This window comes from Kitasatospora sp. NPDC029367 (assembly GCF_055569135.1).
This window is the reverse complement of record NZ_JBVHYH010000097.1, coordinates 1-15,786: the sequence shown is the minus strand read 5'-3', so window position 1 is coordinate 15,786 and position 15,786 is coordinate 1. Positions and strand designations below refer to the sequence as shown.

Here is a 15,786-nt window from a genome sequence, read left to right as displayed (position 1 = left end):
AAGAACCAGCAGGACCAGCGGCACCAGGGGCACCAGCGGCGGCGACGGGCAGGCGGGCGGGGCGGATCGGGGAGGTCCGCGGGAGACGGAGGGGGCGGAACCGCCGGGCCGGCACCCCACTGCCGGGTCCGACGGCCCGCCCTGCTGCCGCCCGTGGGCTGGGGGGAGTCCCCACGGACGGCAGGCGGGCGGGGCCCCGCCACCGGCGGGCGCCCCTACCAGCAAGAACGTCGCGGCCCGCCCCACCGGTTCAGTGGGACGGGCCGCGGCCGGGGAACGTCAGGAGTGGCCGAGCTCCTCGGCCGGGGCGTCCGGCTCGACCGAGCCGGAGGCCCGGTCCGGGTGGAGCTGCAGCGGCTCGACCACCAGCTCGTCCAGGATCAGCTCGGACGGCGCCGGCGGGGCCGGGATGACGGCCGCCTCGGAGTGCCCGCCGCAGCCGTACGCGAAGGAGACGATCTGGCCGTCGGCCGGACCGAACTCGTTGCCGCACACGCCGAAGGCCTGTCCGAGCGAGCCGCCGATCGGGATCAGGAAGCCGCAGCTGCTGCACGCGGCCGGGGCTGCCTGCGCCATCGGGGTGTGCGGGCCGTGGACCTTCTCCCAGCGGTCGGCGGCCAGGTGCAGGCCGAGCCGGGAGAGCACCCGGCTGCGGCCCAGGCCGAGTTCCTCGGCGACGGCGTTGATCCGGGCGCGGGCCGGCGCGGGCTGGACGTGCGGGTCGGTGACGACCACGTCCTCCTCGGCGGCCAGGGCGACCGCGGAGTTCGGCGCGGGCTCGTCCTCGCCGGTCCAGCCGGGCTCCAGCCGGGCGTCGTCGGCGCCGGTCGGCAGCAGGTCGCCGGGGCCCATGTCGCCCGGGCGCAGCCGCTCGCTCCACGGCACCCACTCCGGCGCCAGCACCGCGTCGGGGCCGGGCAGCAGCACGACCTCGTCCAGGGTGACGTTCTTCGCGCGCGGGGCGCGGGCGACGGTGACCGCCCAGTGCCAGCCGCGGTAGGCCGCGTCCAGGCACTCGAAGCTGTGGGTGACGACGCGGTCGGCCTCCGCCTGCGCACCGAGGTGCGGGCCGACGACCTCGGGCCCGACGGCCTCCTCGGCGGCCTGGCGGGCGAGTTCGACGGCCTCGGCACAGAGCCGGTCGGGGGTACGGCTTCGCATCGCAGCACTCACGGCGTCGATTCTCTCCCAGTTCTTCTGTCGCCCACGGCGTGTTGCCTTCTCCGTCGCGGCTCGGTAGTCCCGCGTCCATTCTGCGCGACCTGGGGCCGCCACGGGTACCGACCGCGCCGCCCGTCCGGCCTGCCGGCGCCCCGGCGCCCACGCGGGCGGACCTTGGGGCAGGCTACCCGCCGGTCGGCGCCCCGGCACAGTCCGGGGCGGAGCCGGGCCTTCCGAAGGCCGCGCCGAGCGGAGCCGAATCCCGCGTCGCCCCGGCGAATCTGGGGCAGGATGGGCTTGTGGCGGACGAAAACCCGTCGCAGCACGCACTGCGCCCCTCGCAGGCCGGCAGCCCCGACGAGGCGCAGGTCGCGCCGCGACAGCAGTCTCCCGTCCCCGCTGCGGGCGAACCGCAGCCGGTGGCGGGCGGCGGGCCGTCCGCGGCCGCCGGGGTCAGTCTGGAGAAGCCGGCCCGCGCTTCCGTAGCAGCCGCGGAAACCACGGAAACCGGCCCGGACTCCCCCGACGAGAACCTCGACGGGAACCTCGACGAGGAAGCCTCCGAGCCCCGCCGCCACTTCCTGGTCCGCACCGCCTCCGCCGCCGGCCTGGGCACCGGCAAGCTGGTGCACGGCACCGGCCGCCGGATCCGCCGGGCCACCTCGGCCGAGGGCGCGGGCGAGTCCGGCCTGGCGAAGCTGATCGAGCTGCACGCGCTGAACTCCTTCGGCGACATGCTGATCACCATCGCGCTGGCCTCCACCATCTTCTTCTCCGTCCCCACCGGCGAGGCCCGCGGCCGGGTCGCGCTCTACCTGCTGATCACGATGGCCCCGTTCGCCCTGCTCGCCCCGGTGATCGGCCCGCTGCTGGACCGGCTGCCGCACGGCCGTCGGGCCGCCATGGCGATGTCGATGCTGGCCCGGGCCGTGCTGGCCTGGACGATGGCCGGGGTCATCTCCGGCGGCGGCATCGCGCTCTACCCGGAGGCGCTGGGCGTGCTGGTGGCGTCCAAGGCGTACGGGGTGGTGCGCAGCGTGGTGGTGCCCCGGCTGCTGCCGAGCCGGCTGTCCCTGGTGAAGGCGAACTCCCGGGTCACCCTGGCCGGGCTGCTGGCCACCGGGGTGGCGGCCGCGGTGGGCGGGCTGCTGCACCTGATCGGGCCGGGCTGGCCGCTGCGCGGCGCCTTCCTGGTGTTCGTGATCGGCACCCTGATGGCCTTCCACCTGCCGCACACGGTGGACTCGGCGAAGGGCGAGCAGCGGGCCGTGCTGCACGCCGAGGTGTCCGCCGAGGCGCCGGGCGGCGGCTCGCACCTGATCCACCACAAGCCCCCGAAGGTGAAGGCCTCGCTGCGCACCGTCGGCCCCTCGGTGGTGCTGGCGCTGCGGGCGATGGCGGGGATGCGCTGGCTGGTCGGCTTCCTGGTGTTCTTCCTGGCCTTCCTGCTGCGCACCGACCCGATCGGCGGCCTGCGGCCGACCCTGGCGCTGGGCCTGGTGGCGCTGGCCGCCGGGACGGGCAACGCGCTGGGCTCGGTGCTGGGCTCCTGGCTGCGCACCCGGGGCCCGGAGGCGACGGTCACCGCGATGCTGCTGCTGGCGACCTGCGTGACGGCGGCGGCCGCGCTCTGGTACGGCGTGGTGACGGTGATTCTGGTCGCCGCGGTGTCCGGGATGGCGGCCTCGCTGGGCAAGCTGGCGCTGGACGCGCTGATCCAGCGGGACGTCCCGGAGGCGGTGCGGACCTCGGCGTTCGCCCGTTCGGAGACCCTGATGCAGATGTCCTGGGTGGTCGGCGGCGGGGTCGGCATCGTGCTGCCGCTGAACGGGGTGCTGGGCCTGTCGATCGCCGCCTCGGTGGTCGGCCTGGTGCTGCTGTGGACGGCCCGCTCGCTGCTGCGGCTGGGCCTGCGGCGCCACCCGGCCGCCCCCAGGGTGGCCTGAACCGGTCGGTTGGCGGTGACGGAGCAACACGCGGTGACCGACCCCCGCGTCGCGTGATCGCCCGGGCCCGGTAGATTCTCTCGCATGAGCCTCAATACCCGTGTCATCGCCGCCCTCGGCGCCGTCGTCGTGGTCGGCGCCGCCACGGTGGGCACCTCCGTCGCGATCGCCGCCGGGCAGACCGAGCACAGCTCCCACCGGGCCACCCTCCAGGTCGGCACCACGTCGATCGCCGCGGATCCGCTGTGCTGGAACGACGGCAGCCCGCTGAGCGACGACCAGCAGGACCAGTGCCAGACCAAGGCCAAGCAGGCCCTGGGCGACGGCAGCCTGCCGCAGTCCGACGTGCGGGCGAGCGACCGGATCGGCGTGGGCGTCAGCCCGAACGTGGCCAAGACCGGCTGGTGGGCCTCCACCAACGGCGGTGCCAGCAGCCAGGGCGGGCAGACCAGCCTGTTCTCCTACGCCCAGGGCCCGAGCTTCTCCGGCTCCCAGACCGCGGGCAAGGTGCTGAACTCCAGCGGCAAGACCGTGATCACCGTGGTCGAGATCGACAAGAAGTCGGAGAGCCCGATCGCGGTCTGGTACTTCCAGCTGAACACCAAGAACGACTGACGCTCCCCGCGATGACCGCACAGGTCTCCGAGGCGCACCCCGGGCAGCCGGGCCCCGAACGGGCCCGGCTGCTCGTGGTCGTCGCGGTGCCGGCCGAGGCCGAGGCGGTGCTGCGCGGCCTGCCCGGCGGTGCCGCCGACCTGCCGCTGCCCGGCGGCACCCTGCACCGCTGCGCGGGCGCACCGGTGGACGTGCTGGCCGCGGGCGTCGGCCCGGCGGCCGCCGCCGCGGGCGCCTGCGTCGCGCTGGCGGCCCGTCCGTACGGCCTGGTCGCCTCGGCCGGGATCGCCGGCGGCTTCGCCCCGCACGCGCCGGTCGGCGCCACCGTGCTGGCGTCGGCGGTCGTGGCCGCCGACCTCGGCGCCGAGACCCCCGAGGGCTTCGCCGACGTCACCGAGCTGGGCTTCGGCACCGCCCGGCACACCCCTCCCCCGGCCGTCGTCGCCCTGGCCGGACGGGCCCTGGCGGACCGGGACGTCCGGGCCGTGACCGGCCCGGTGCTGACCGTCTCCACGGTGACCGGCAGCGCCGAGCGGGCCGCCGCGCTGGCCGCCCGGCACCCGGGGGCCGCGGCCGAGGCGATGGAGGGCTTCGGCGTGGCCGAGGCCGCCGCCCGGTTCGGCGTACCGGCCTTCGAGCTGCGCACCGTGTCCAACCCGGTGGGCCCGCGCGACCGGGCCGCCTGGCGGATCGGCGAGGCGCTGGCCGCCCTGGAGCGGGCCTTCGTCGCGCTTCCCGTCCCAGAACTGATCGAGGAGGCCGGCCGTGGCTGAACGGCTGAGCATCGCGTACTCGCCCTGCCCGAACGACACCTTCGTGTTCCACGCCTGGGCGCACGGCGCCGTCCCCGGGGCGGACGCCCCCGAGGTGACCTTCGCCGACATCGACATCACCAACGGCCTGGCCGAGCGCGGCGAGCTGGACGTGTTGAAGATCAGCTACGGCGCGCTGCCCTGGGTCCTGGAGGAGTACGCCCTGCTGCCCTGCGGCGGCGCGCTGGGGCGCGGCTGCGGGCCGCTGGTGCTCACCCTGCCGGGCGTGGCCTCACCCGCGGACCTGGCCGGCCGGACCGTCGCGGTGCCCTCCGAGCGCTCCACCGCCTACCTGCTGTTCCGGCTCTGGGCGGCGCGGGCGGTGCCGGGCGGCTTCGGCGAGATCGTCGTCCTGCCGTTCCACGAGATCATGCCCGCCGTCCGGGACGGCCGGGTGGACGCCGGCCTGGTGATCCACGAGGCCCGCTTCACGTACCAGCAGTACGGCCTGCACAGCCTGGCCGACATGGGTGAGGCCTGGGAGGCGGAGACCGGCCTGCCGATCCCGCTGGGGGCGATCGTGGCCCGCCGCTCGCTGGGCGCCGAGCGGCTGCGCGAGCTCGCCGCGACGATCCGCGAGTCCGTCCGGCAGGCCTGGGCCGATCCGGCCGCCAGCCGGGAGTACGTGCTGGCGCACGCCCAGGAGATGGACCCGGCCGTGGCCGACCAGCACATCGGGCTGTACGTCAACGAGTTCACCGCCGACCTCGGCGAGGAGGGCTACCAGGCCGTCCGCGCGCTGCTCACCCGGGCCGCCGCGGAGGGGCTGGTGCCCCCGCTCGACCCGGGTGCGCTCGCGTTCCCGTCCTAGGCCGTGTCTCTCGTCCTAGGGCCCGGGCGTCAGACGTCGAACTGGTCGGCCACCGCGCGCAGCAGGCCGGCCAGCTTCTGGCCGGTCGGCTTGGCCGGGTAGCGGCCGCGCTGGAGGCCGGGCAGCACCGCGTCCAGCGTGGTGATCAGGTCCTGGACGATCGGCGCCATGTCGTCGGCGCTGCGGCGCTGGGCGGCGGCCACCGACGGCAGTGCGTCCAGCAGCTGCACGGCCATCGCCTGGTCCCCGCGGTGTCCGGCGACCACGCCGAACTCGACCCGTTGGCCCGGCTTGAGCACGGTGACACCGGCGGGCAGCGCCTTGGTGTGGACGAAGACGTCGTCACCGTCGTCGCGCGACAGGAAACCGAAGCCCTTCGTCTCGTTGAACCACTTGACCTGGCCGGTGGGCATCTCGAACAGTCCTCGAATGGGTGTGAGGGATCCCGGCCCTGGCCGGGGATCACTGGGTGGTGTGGGAAGAAAGACGGCCGACCTCGGCTCGGCGCCCGTGGGCGCTCACGGCCGGCGCGTTGTCAGGAGCAGACTAATGGTCCGTCACTGCCTCATCAGCGGTCCGCGATCGGGCCGCGTTCCGAGGGCCGGACGGGCCGACGGGAGCGCGGGGATCTCGCGGCCACGGACGACCCGGTACTGGCACGGCCGGGGCGCGGTTCTGCGCAGTCCATCGGCTCACACCCCCGGGTCTGAGGACACGGGACGCACCTGTAGCGCCCCTCGGCACCCCCTGCATACCCTCGCTCAGCAGGGATCAAAACGCATCGCTGCCGGGAAACTGCGCAACGTGACCGAGCCGCTCCGGTGGGCCGCCGCGGGGGCGGTTCTGCCAGACTGGGGCGCGGACCGGGCCCCGGACGGGCGGCCCGGCGCGGTTCGGAGGAGTGAGCGGACGTGAGCAGCCAGAGCGCCGACCCCGGCGACGTGTACGTCAAGGCCGGAACGGTGGTCTTCGGCATCGGCGCGCTCGCCACCCTGGTCACCTTCGTCCCGCTGTTCCTGCACCTGACGCCGCTGCCGACGGCGATGTACTGGCTGAGCATGCTGATGCCGGCCGGCTTCCTGTCCGCACTGACCGGGCTGTTCCTGAACGCCCGGGCCCAGCGCGACCGCGCGGAGCCCCGGCAGTCCTAGAACGTACCCGGAGCTCCGGCAGTCCTAGAAGGTATCCGAGCCCCGGGACGTATCCGGGCCGAGGTGCCGGTCGAGCCACTCCGGGAAGCCGGTGAGGTCGGTGAGCACCACGTCCGCCCCGGCCTCGCGCAGTTCGTCCGCGCCGTACGGGCCGGTGGCCACGGCGACGGCGACGGCGTCCGCGTGCCGGGCGCCGACGATGTCGCCGAGGTGGTCGCCGACGTAGATGCTCGCGCCGTGCGCGCGCAGCGCCTGGCCCTTGGTCTCCGCCCAGAGGTCGCCGACCAGGACGTCCGCGTCCAGTCCGGCGTGCTCCAGGTGGAGGCGGGCGTTCGGCTCGTACTTGCCGGTGATCACGGCGACCCGGCCGCCATGGGCGCGGACCGCCTCGACGGCCGCGTGGGCGCCGGGCAGCGGCACGGTCGGGGCGAAGGCGTGCTCGCGGTACAGCTCGCGGTAGCGGGCGGCGGCCCGCTCCGCCTCGTCGGCCGGGAACCAGTTGCGGATCTCGTCCAGCAGCGGCGGGCCGAGCCGGGTGACCACCAGGTCGGCGTCGACGGCGACCCCGGTCTCGGCGGAGAGCGCCCGGTAGGTGGCGTGGATGCCGGGCCTGGTGTCCAGCAGCGTCATGTCGAGGTCGAAGCCGACGGTGAGCGGGACGGGCGCAGTGGCGGGCATGTCGCCAGGCTACCCAACGGGCCCCGGCCGGGACGAGGCGATTTGCCCCGCCTCCGAGGCGGAACTTAGGTTTACCTGAGTTTTCCGCGGAGAGGGCTCATGACCGACACCACCGCACCACCGGGCAAGCGGCGGACACCCCGTCACCGAATACTGTGGCTCGCCGCCGCCCTGGCCGTGCTGGCCGGCGCGGTGCTGCTGAGCCTGGCGGTCGGCAGCCGGACGGTGCCGCTGTCGGCGACCGTCGACGCGCTGCTGCACGGCGGCGGCTCCGCCGACGCCGTGGTGATCCGCGAGCTGCGGGTGCCCCGGACGGTGGTCGGGCTGGCCGTGGGCGCCGCGCTCGGGCTGGCCGGCGCGGTGATGCAGGGCCTGACCCGCAATCCGATCGCCGACCCCGGCATCCTCGGCGTCTCGCAGGGCGCGGCGGCGGGCGTGGTGGTCGCCATCTCGGGCTTCGGGGTCTCCACCCTCACCGGGTACGTCTGGTTCGGCTTCGCGGGCGCCGTGCTCGCCACCGTGCTGGTGTACGGCCTGGCCGGGCGCGGCCGGGGCGGGGCCACGCCGATCAAGCTGGCGCTGGCCGGCTCGGCGATGTCCGCGTTCATCGCCTCGCTGAACACCCTGGTGCTGACCACCGACGCGGCCACCATGGACCAGTTCCGGTTCTGGCACGTCGGCTCGCTGTCCGGCCGGACGGCGGACGTGGCCTGGCAGCTGCTGCCGTTCCTGGCCGTCGGCACCCTGCTGGTGGTGGCGGTGGCGCGCGGGCTGGACGCGCTGGCGCTCGGCGAGGACACCGCGAAGGGGCTGGGCGCCAGGACCGGCGCCGTCCGGGCGGTCGGCGCGCTGGGCGCCACCGTGCTGACCGGCTCGGCGGTCGCGGCGGCCGGCCCGATCGCCTTCATCGGCCTCGCCGTGCCGCACGCCGCCCGGGCGGTGGCCGGCGCCGACCACCGCTGGATCCTCGCCTTCTCGGCCGTCCTCGGCCCGGCCCTGCTGCTGCTCGCGGACACCCTCGGCCGGGTGCTGTTCCCGCCCTCGGAGGTCCCGGCGGGCGTGATGACGGCGCTGGTGGGGGTGCCGGTGCTGGTGGCGCTGGTGCGGCGACGGAAGGTGGTGGCGGCATGACCGCGGTTTCGCTCCGGGGCTACTCGGTGGTGCGGGCCGGGCGGGCCTCGTTCCTGCTGCACCGGCGTTCGGCGCTGGCCGCCGTCGGGCTGCTGGTCGTACTGGCGGCGACGGTGGTGGCCTCGCTGTGCCTGGGCGAGTCGACCGTCTCGCCGGGCGAGGTGGTCAAGGTGGTGTTGGGGCAGCCGAGTCCGGACGAGCTGGTGGTCGGGGAGTTCCGGCTGCCGCGCGTGGTGGTGGGGCTGCTGGTCGGGGCGGCGCTCGGGCTGGCCGGGGCGCTGGTGCAGACCGTCGCCCGCAATCCGCTGGCCAGCCCGGACGTGGTGGGCGTGACCTGGGGCGCGACCGTCACCGTGGTCGGGCTGATGGCGTACGGCGTGGTCGGCTCCACCGGGCAGGCGCCGTACGCGGCGGTCGGCGGCGGACTGGCGGCCGGGCTGCTGGTGTACGCGCTGGCCTGGCGGCGGGGGCTGCACGCCCAGCGCTTCGTGCTGATCGGGATCGGGATCAGCGTGGCGCTGTCCTCGCTGACCTCCGTCTTCCTGACCAAGGGCGACGGCTTCCAGGCGCAGGCCGCGAAGGTGTGGATGACCGGCAGCCTGAACGGCACCGGCTTCGACCAGGCCGGGTGGCTGGCCTGGGTGCTGCTGGCGGCCCTGCCGGTGGCGCTGTGGGCGGCGCGGGCGCAGCGGTCGATCTCCTTCGACGACGCGACGGCCGTGGGCCTCGGGCTGCGGCTGGACCGGATCCGGCTGGGCATGGCGCTGCTGGGCATCGTGCTGGCCTCCTGCGCGGCGGGCGCCGCCGGGCCGGTGGACTTCGTGGCGCTGATGGCCCCGCAGATCGCGCTGCGGCTGGCCCGCTCCGCGCAGGTGCCGCTGCTGTGCTCGGCGCTGACCGGGGCGCTGGTGGTGGTCCTGGCGGACCTGGTGGCCCGGCGGCTGCTCGCCCCGACCGAGCTGCCGGTGGGCGTGGTGACCGGCATGGTCGGCGCGCCGTACCTGATGTGGCTGTTGATCCGTTCCCGCCGTGGAGGTTCCTGATGTCCGTTCCCCGCTTGGAGGCCCGGGGCCTCACCCTGGCCTACGAGGCGCGCACGGTCGTCGAGGGCCTGGACGTCGGCATCCCGGACGGGCGGGTGACGGTGATCGTCGGCCCGAACGCCTGCGGCAAGTCGACGCTGCTGCGGGCGCTCGGCCGGCTGTTGAAGCCGGTGCGCGGCGCGGTGCTGCTGGACGGCGAGGAGCTGGCCCGGATCCCGACCAGGCGGATCGCCCAGCGGCTCGGCCTGCTGCCGCAGTCGCCGACCGCGCCGGAGGGCATCTCGGTGGCGGACCTGGTCTCGCGCGGCCGCCAGCCGCACCAGAGCTGGTGGCAGCAGTGGTCGGCGGAGGACGAGGCGGCCGTCGCCGAGGCGCTGGAGCGCACCTCGACGGCGGAGCTGGCCGAGCGCAGCGTGGACGAGCTGTCGGGCGGGCAGCGCCAGCGGGCCTGGATCGCGATGGCGCTCGCCCAGGGCACCGACATCCTGCTGCTGGACGAGCCGACCACCTACCTGGACATCGCGCACCAGGTGGAGGTGCTGGACCTGGTGCGCCGGCTGAACGTCGAGCGCGGCCGGACGGTCGTCGCCGTGCTGCACGACCTCAACCAGGCGGCCCGGTACGCGGACCACCTGGTGGCGATGCGGGACGGCCGGGTGGTCGCCGAGGGCCCGCCGGGCGAGGTGGTGACGGCGGAGCTGGTCCGCGAGGTGTTCGGGCTGGACTCGGTGGTGGTGCCGGATCCGGTGACGGGCACTCCGCTGGTCGTGCCGGGAGCGCCGTGGGCGGCGACGGCCGGAACCGCCGGAACCGCCGGACCGGCCGAAACCGCCGGGGCCGTGGACGCTTGACGGCCTTTCAACCACCATTTCGGACATAATCGACAGGCCCACCGCAGCCTCACCGCCCGAGGACCCGCCGATGCCCCGGATCTCCCGCCGTACGTTCCTCGCCGGGCTCGGCGGACTCGGCGGGGCCGCCGCGCTCGCGGCGTGCAGCGGCTCCGGGGGCTCCCAGCCGCCCGCCGCGGACTTCGAGGCGAGCGGCACCCCCTCCCCCACCCCGCTGCCGCCGGTGACGGTGAACGCCGCGACCGGTCCGGTGCAGGTGCCGGGCGAGCCGGTGCGGGTGGTCGTGCTGGACACCGACGTGCTCGACTCCGCACTGACCCTGGGCATCACCCCGCTCGGGGCCGCCCTCCCGGCCGCCGACACCGGCTTCCCCGCGTACTGGCCGGCCTCCCGCACGGCGGGCGTCCGGCTGGTCGGCCCGGCCGGCGCGCCGGACCTCGCCGCGCTCCGGGCGCTGCGGCCGGACCTGATCCTCTCCAACCAGACCCGGGACGGCGACCGGTACGAGCAGCTGCGGGCGATCGCCCCGACCGTGCTCACCCAGACCACCGGGGCGCCCTGGAAGGCGAACTTCCAGCTGCACGCCCAGGCGTTGAGCCGGGTGGCGGCCGGGGCGGCCTTCGCCGCCTCGTACCAGAAGCACGCCGGGCAGGTGGCGGGGGCGCTGGCGGCGGCGAAGCTGTCCGGGCGCAAGGTGAGCCTGGTGCGGTTCACGGAGGGCGGCGGGATCCGGCTGTTCGGGCGGCAGAGCTTCCCCGGCAGCGTGCTCGCCGACGCCGAGGTGGGGCGGCCGGACGCACAGAACGTCGACCAGTCCGACTTCGAGATCCCGCTGGACCAGATCGGCAAGGCGGACGGCGACCTGCTGCTGTACGCGACCTACGGCGATCCGGAGCGGGCGGGCGAGGAGGCGGCGTTGGCGAGCCCGGGCTGGCAGGGCCTCGGGGCGGTCAAGGCGCACCGGGCGTTCCCGGTGGACGACCAGCTGTGGTTCCAGGGGATCGGGTACACCGGGGCGAACTTCATGCTGGACGAGCTCCAGCGCTTCCTCGGGGCGTAGTCGGGGCCTGGTCCGCCCACTGACGATTAGTCGACATCCCCGGGTTGTGCAGCCGACCGGCACTTCCGCCACAATGGCGCCGCCCATTCACACCGTTTCGTCCGGGGGACACCACCATGTCAACTGCGGTAGCTCCGACCGCTCCTGCCCGCAAGGGCAAGGCCGCCGCGCTCGGCTGGCTGATCAGCATCGCCTTCAACGTGGTCGCGCCGATCATGATCTACAACCAGCTGCACGACCACGGCTACAGCGAGTCCACCGCCATCCTGCTCTCCGGCCTCGGCCCGGTGCTCGACACGGTGATCTACTTCGCCTGGCACCGCCGGATCGACGAGTTCGCCGTCGTCTCGCTGGTCTTCGTGGCGCTGACGCTGGTCGTCTCGCTGGTCGGCCCGACCGACCCGAAGATGCTGCTGGCCAAGGACTCCTTCGTCTCCGGCCTGCTCGGCGTGCTCTACCTCGCCTCGCTGGCCGCGCCCAAGCCGATCATGTTCTACTTCGGCCGCAAGTTCGCCACCGACGGCACCCCGGAGATGGTCGCCTGGTGGAACTCGATGTGGCAGTACCCGGGTTTCCGGCTGGTGCAGCGCAACCTGACCATCGTCTGGGGCATCGCGTTCATCCTGGAGGCCGCGCTGCGGATCGTGTTCGTCTACACGCTCTCGCACGGCACGGTGGTGACCATCAACAGCATCCTTCCGTTCGCGGTGCTCGGCGGGCTGATCTACTTCACCATCACCTACGCCAAGCGGGCCAGTGCCCGTGGCCGGGCCGCCGCCGAGGCGGCCGCTGCTGCTGCGACGGCAGCGTCGGCGCCGGCGGCCTGAGTCGCTCGGCGTTCAGCCCGAATTCGCGTAGCGGGACGGCGAGATGCCGACCGCTGCGGTGAAGTCCCGGGTGAGATGGGCCTGGTCGGCGTAGCCGAGTTCGACGGCGAGCGCCGCCAGGTCCAACTTCCCCTCGGCCGCCGCACGTTCGGCGGCCTCGTGGAGCCGGGCCCGGCGCAGCACCCATTTCGGGGAGGCGCCGACGTACTCGGCGAACAGCCGCTGGAGGCGGCGGACGGTCAGGCCCAGCTCGCGGGCCAGGTCGTCCACCCGGCGCAGGTCCGGGGAGCCGGTGATCCGCTCCACCATCGCGGCGACCTCCTCGGCGACCGGGTCGGGCGCGGGCAGGAGCGGCAGCAGGAAGGCGTCGGCCCGCGCGGCGCTGGGGCCCTCCAGGACCAGGGCGTTGGCCTCGTCCACCCCGGGCCCGAAGTAGTCGGCGGCGGGGACGGACCGGTCGGCCAGGGCGCTCACCGCATGCCCCGCGAAGGGCCGGAAGGCGCCGGGGCGGAACTTCACGCCCAGCACGTGCCCGGTGCCTTCGAGACGGCGGACGAAGAGCGAGCGGTCCACCCCGTAGACGCGGGCCCGCGGGGCCTCGAAGACCAGGTGGACGTTCGGGTGGGCGAGCACCTTCTGCTCGTACGGCGGCCGGCCGGCCAGGTCCCAGCGGACCACCCAGTAGAACTCCACGAAACGCGCCACGGCGGGCGCGGGCGCCACCCGCTCCACGCTGATCAGCTCGGCGGCCCGGGCCGGGTGGAGCACACCGCGGCCGAGGTCGGGGGCATCGGGGGCAGCCATGGGGCCAGGCTAGTCGTCGCGTTTCTCCAGGACCGTCGCGCTTCTTCGAGGTCGTCGCGTTTCTTCAAGACCGGGCGGCGCGGCCCGGCACAGGATCGGGGCATGAACGCTCACTCCCTGCACCCCGTCCTGGCCCGGGCCGCCGCCGTCGCCTCCGAGGTCGCCGCCGGCGTCCCGGCCGGGGTGGCCCTGGACGCGCCGACCCCCTGTGGGGAGTTCGACGCCCGGACGCTGATCAACCACTGGGTGCTGTACACCTCGCACGGCCTGGAGCACCGGGCCCGGCGCACCGAACTGCCCGCAGCACTGATCGAGCGGGACTTCACGGCGGACCCGGACTGGCGCGCCGAGTACGCGGCGCAGCTGGAGCGGGCGGTGGCGGCCTGGGGCGACCCGGCGGCCTGGGAGGGGGACGTCGACCTCGGCGGATCGCCGTTCCCGGCGGTGGGGATCGCCCGGATGCTGGTCCTGGAGCTGCTGCTGCACGGCTGGGACGTGGCCCGGGCGGTCGGGCAGCGGATCGAGGTGGACGAGGAACTCGCGCTGCTGGTGGGCGAGATCGTCGCGGAGAACGCCGAACTGTTCCGCCAGTACGGCGGGTTCGCGGAGCCCGTCGCGGTGCCCGAGGACGCCTCGGCGTGGGAGCGCGCGTTGGCGGCCTCGGGTCGTGACCCGCGCTGGAAGGCCTGACCGGCCCGGTCAGCTCATCAGGGCGGGGGCGAAGTAGTCCCGGATGCGGAAGATCTGGACCGGGGAGACGGCTTCGTCGTCACGAGCCGGGGAGAGCGGTTTCAGTCGGTGCGCATCGCCGTCGTGAGCTTGGTGTGGAGGAGGCGGACGGCCGGGGAGTGCTGGTCGCGGCGGGCGACCAGGCCGAGGCGGGCGTTCGTACCGGCGTCGGTCAGCGGGACGGCCCGCAGGCCGGGGCCCTCCACGGCGGAGGCGCTGAGGACGGCCACCCCGGCGCCGCGCTCGGCCAGGCGGAGCACGGCCGCCGGGGAGCTGGCCTCGATGTCCACGCGCGGATCAAAGCCGAGTTGGGCGCAGGAGCGGTCGTAGGCCGCGCGGAGACCGGTGCCCGGGGAGAGGCAGAGGATCTTCTCCCCGCGCAGGTCGGCGAGGGTCAGGCCGGGGCGGTCGAGGCGGTGGCCGACGGGGACGACGGCGGCGATCGGGTCGTCCACGACCACGCCGACCTCCAGCCCGGCGGCCACCTCGCCCGCGTAACCGATCAGGGCGAGGTCGAGGGCGCCCGCCAGGACCTGGGTCTGGAGCAGGTCGGAGTGGCCCTCGTGGAGACTGAGTTCGATGCCGGGGTGAGTACGGCCGAGGTCGGCGACGGTGTCCAGGAAGGGCGGGATCGAGCAGCCCATGATCATGCCGAGCCGGACCCGGCCGCGTACGGCGTCGGCGAACTCGGCGGCGGTGTGCCGGATGGCGTCGAGGGTGGCCAGGGCGTTCTTGGCGAGCGGGAGGATGGCCTCCCCGGCCGGGGTGAGGTGGATGCGACGGCCGGCGCGGTCCAGTAGTTGCTGGCCCAACTCCTTCTCCAGCTTGGCGACTTGGGTACTCACGCCGGACTGGCTGACGTGCAGGCGGGCTGCGGCAGCCGTGAAGGAGCCCTCGTCGACGACGGCGGCGAAGTAGCGCAGCTGGTGCATCTCCATATCTGATGATGATAGCTGGCATCGGTTCTATCTGTTGGACGGATGGGAGAGGTGGCGGAAGGATGGAGGCATGACGACGACGAAGAACGCGCGAGAGCTGGCCGAGACCTACTTCACCGCCTGGGAGGCAGGCGACTTCGACACCATCCGGGGCCTGCTGGCCGAGGACGTCGACTTCGTGGGACCGCTCGGCAAGGCGGCCGGGATCGACCAGGCGCTGGGCGGGCTGCGGGGGCTCGGTCAGGTGCTGGAGAAGATCGACGTGAAGGTGCGGGTGGTGGAGGGTGACGAGGTCATCACCTGGTTCGAGCTGAACACCAGCATCGCGCCGCCGGCACCGACGGCGAACTGGATGCACGTGGAGGACGGGAAGATCGCGCGGATCCGGGTGACCTTCGACCCGCGCGAGGTGCTGGCGGGATTCGAGAAGAAGGCCTGAGGAGGGCCGAGCGGGGCGGGCAGAACAGCACGGGAGACGAGGGTCGTGATCGCCGGGGGGGGGGGGGCGGTGGCGGCCCTCTTCCGCTGTTCGCGCTCAGGCGTCCTCGTCGGGCGGCATCACCCTCAGGGCGGTGATGACACCCAGCACGACCGCGGCGATCGCGAGGGCGAGGAGCGTCGCGAAGGCGGCGGCGATCAGGAATCGCACGGGCGCTCGCGGTCGCGATCGCGGTCTCGGTCGGCGTCGAGGAGCAGCGTGAGGAGGTTGAGGAGGGTCGACGCCGGGGCCGTGTTGAAGCAGACCAGGACGCGGCCGTCGAGGGTCCGGTCGGTGGCGGCCGAGGGGAAGATCAGGCCGAACCTGCGGCCGCGCTCGTGGAGTTCGGCGAGGAGGCTGAGGATGTGGTCCTCGGTGAAGGCCCGGATCCGGGGGTCGGTGGGCTGCATGGGGTGGCGGGTCACTGGGCACCGTCCAGCGTGAGGTGGGCCGCCGGGCGAGGTGCCAGCCCGTGGGCTGGCCCTTTTCCCAGCGGCCTCCTCCCGAACCCGTCGTGCGACGTTAACCGCAACGGGCTCTCCAGTGATCTCCGTGAGGTGCGCTTTCGCAGTCAACGTGGATGCCGTCGTGGCAGGTTGGGCAGACAATGAGAGTCTTCTGTCGCCTCTTGGCCATGAGGGCAGCCCAGTTGGGTTGTTCCTGTCCGAAGAGGTCGAGGTCGGCGAGCTTGCGGATCTGATGGACCGCGATGTTCTCGGTCGCTCCGCACAGCTCGCAGAACCCGGCCAAC

General features: G+C 74.2%; 19 protein-coding genes. 12 read left to right on the top strand and 7 right to left on the bottom strand.

Translation table 11 applies throughout. The features are described from left to right. Window positions 1–279 precede the first annotated feature (279 nt). Complete coding sequence (locus ACZ4W5_RS34395; protein WP_360239398.1) at window positions 280–1,161, bottom strand: DUF3027 domain-containing protein; 882 nt, start codon at window positions 1,159–1,161, stop codon at window positions 280–282. Between the two features lie 581 nt (window positions 1,162–1,742). Between ACZ4W5_RS34395 and ACZ4W5_RS34390 the strand changes: the two genes are divergently transcribed. The 4 genes from ACZ4W5_RS34390 to ACZ4W5_RS34375 all read left to right on the top strand — a co-directional run bounded on the left by ACZ4W5_RS34390 (window position 1,743) and on the right by ACZ4W5_RS34375 (window position 5,345). Further along, a complete protein-coding gene (locus tag ACZ4W5_RS34390) occupies window positions 1,743–3,107 on the top strand; it encodes an MFS transporter (RefSeq protein WP_402489241.1) in 1,365 nt (454 codons plus the stop codon). Window positions 3,108–3,191: 84 nt separating this feature from the next. Then, a complete protein-coding gene (locus tag ACZ4W5_RS34385; protein WP_360239332.1) occupies window positions 3,192–3,722 on the top strand; it encodes a hypothetical protein in 531 nt (176 codons plus the stop codon). A gap of 11 nt (window positions 3,723–3,733) precedes the next feature. After that, complete coding sequence (locus ACZ4W5_RS34380; RefSeq protein ID WP_465658995.1) at window positions 3,734–4,495, top strand: futalosine hydrolase; 762 nt, start codon at window positions 3,734–3,736, stop codon at window positions 4,493–4,495. Next, window positions 4,488–5,345 carry a menaquinone biosynthesis family protein gene (locus tag ACZ4W5_RS34375; RefSeq protein ID WP_465658993.1) on the top strand — a complete coding sequence of 286 codons (858 nt, stop codon included), beginning with the start codon at window positions 4,488–4,490 and terminating at the stop codon, window positions 5,343–5,345. The genes ACZ4W5_RS34380 and ACZ4W5_RS34375 overlap by 8 nt, the downstream gene beginning before the upstream one ends. Before the next feature lie 29 nt (window positions 5,346–5,374). On the opposite strand, the gene ACZ4W5_RS34370 is transcribed toward ACZ4W5_RS34375, so the two are convergent. Beyond that, window positions 5,375–5,758, bottom strand: coding sequence for a cold-shock protein (locus ACZ4W5_RS34370; protein WP_350504961.1), 384 nt, complete (start codon window positions 5,756–5,758; stop codon window positions 5,375–5,377). Between the two features lie 498 nt (window positions 5,759–6,256). On the opposite strand from ACZ4W5_RS34370, the gene ACZ4W5_RS34365 reads away from it, so the two are divergent. Further along, window positions 6,257–6,496, top strand: coding sequence for a hypothetical protein (locus tag ACZ4W5_RS34365; RefSeq protein ID WP_360239341.1), 240 nt, complete (start codon window positions 6,257–6,259; stop codon window positions 6,494–6,496). A gap of 24 nt (window positions 6,497–6,520) precedes the next feature. On the opposite strand, the gene ACZ4W5_RS34360 is transcribed toward ACZ4W5_RS34365, so the two are convergent. Then, the gene (locus ACZ4W5_RS34360) at window positions 6,521–7,174 is read right to left on the bottom strand and encodes an HAD family hydrolase (RefSeq protein WP_465658991.1); all 654 of its coding nucleotides are present in this window, start codon (window positions 7,172–7,174) and stop codon (window positions 6,521–6,523) included. A gap of 99 nt (window positions 7,175–7,273) precedes the next feature. Between ACZ4W5_RS34360 and ACZ4W5_RS34355 the strand changes: the two genes are divergently transcribed. The 5 genes from ACZ4W5_RS34355 (at window position 7,274) to ACZ4W5_RS34335 (ending at window position 12,086) form a co-directional block, all read left to right on the top strand. Further along, window positions 7,274–8,305: a FecCD family ABC transporter permease gene (locus ACZ4W5_RS34355; protein WP_360239347.1), complete on the top strand. Its 1,032-nt coding sequence runs from the start codon at window positions 7,274–7,276 to the stop codon at window positions 8,303–8,305. Beyond that, a complete protein-coding gene (locus ACZ4W5_RS34350; RefSeq protein WP_402489130.1) occupies window positions 8,302–9,348 on the top strand; it encodes a FecCD family ABC transporter permease in 1,047 nt (348 codons plus the stop codon). The genes ACZ4W5_RS34355 and ACZ4W5_RS34350 overlap by 4 nt, the downstream gene beginning before the upstream one ends. Then, a complete protein-coding gene (locus ACZ4W5_RS34345; protein WP_465658989.1) occupies window positions 9,348–10,199 on the top strand; it encodes an ABC transporter ATP-binding protein in 852 nt (283 codons plus the stop codon). The genes ACZ4W5_RS34350 and ACZ4W5_RS34345 overlap by 1 nt, the downstream gene beginning before the upstream one ends. A 70-nt stretch (window positions 10,200–10,269) precedes the next feature. Next, window positions 10,270–11,259: an ABC transporter substrate-binding protein gene (locus ACZ4W5_RS34340; protein WP_465658987.1), complete on the top strand. Its 990-nt coding sequence runs from the start codon at window positions 10,270–10,272 to the stop codon at window positions 11,257–11,259. A gap of 116 nt (window positions 11,260–11,375) precedes the next feature. Beyond that, complete coding sequence (locus ACZ4W5_RS34335) at window positions 11,376–12,086, top strand: VC0807 family protein (protein ID WP_465658985.1); 711 nt, start codon at window positions 11,376–11,378, stop codon at window positions 12,084–12,086. 12 nt (window positions 12,087–12,098) lie between these two features. Here ACZ4W5_RS34335 and ACZ4W5_RS34330 read toward each other — a convergent pair whose 3' ends face one another. Continuing rightward, complete coding sequence (locus tag ACZ4W5_RS34330; protein WP_465658983.1) at window positions 12,099–12,890, bottom strand: AraC family transcriptional regulator; 792 nt, start codon at window positions 12,888–12,890, stop codon at window positions 12,099–12,101. Window positions 12,891–12,992: 102 nt separating this feature from the next. On the opposite strand from ACZ4W5_RS34330, the gene ACZ4W5_RS34325 reads away from it, so the two are divergent. Beyond that, window positions 12,993–13,580: a TIGR03086 family metal-binding protein gene (locus ACZ4W5_RS34325; protein ID WP_465658981.1), complete on the top strand. Its 588-nt coding sequence runs from the start codon at window positions 12,993–12,995 to the stop codon at window positions 13,578–13,580. 101 nt (window positions 13,581–13,681) lie between these two features. On the opposite strand, the gene ACZ4W5_RS34320 is transcribed toward ACZ4W5_RS34325, so the two are convergent. Beyond that, on the bottom strand, window positions 13,682–14,557 hold the full coding sequence (locus ACZ4W5_RS34320; RefSeq protein ID WP_465658980.1) for a LysR family transcriptional regulator: 876 nt from the start codon (window positions 14,555–14,557) through the stop codon (window positions 13,682–13,684). 70 nt (window positions 14,558–14,627) lie between these two features. On the opposite strand from ACZ4W5_RS34320, the gene ACZ4W5_RS34315 reads away from it, so the two are divergent. Then, window positions 14,628–14,996 (top strand): nuclear transport factor 2 family protein, encoded by a 369-nt coding sequence (locus ACZ4W5_RS34315; protein WP_465658978.1) that lies wholly within the window; start codon window positions 14,628–14,630, stop codon window positions 14,994–14,996. A gap of 197 nt (window positions 14,997–15,193) precedes the next feature. Here ACZ4W5_RS34315 and ACZ4W5_RS34310 read toward each other — a convergent pair whose 3' ends face one another. Together ACZ4W5_RS34310 and ACZ4W5_RS34305 are read right to left on the bottom strand one after the other, a co-directional pair. Then, window positions 15,194–15,445: a hypothetical protein gene (locus ACZ4W5_RS34310; protein ID WP_465658976.1), complete on the bottom strand. Its 252-nt coding sequence runs from the start codon at window positions 15,443–15,445 to the stop codon at window positions 15,194–15,196. 112 nt (window positions 15,446–15,557) lie between these two features. Then, a complete protein-coding gene (locus ACZ4W5_RS34305) occupies window positions 15,558–15,785 on the bottom strand; it encodes an HNH endonuclease (RefSeq protein WP_360239404.1) in 228 nt (75 codons plus the stop codon). Window position 15,786 lies beyond the last annotated feature (1 nt).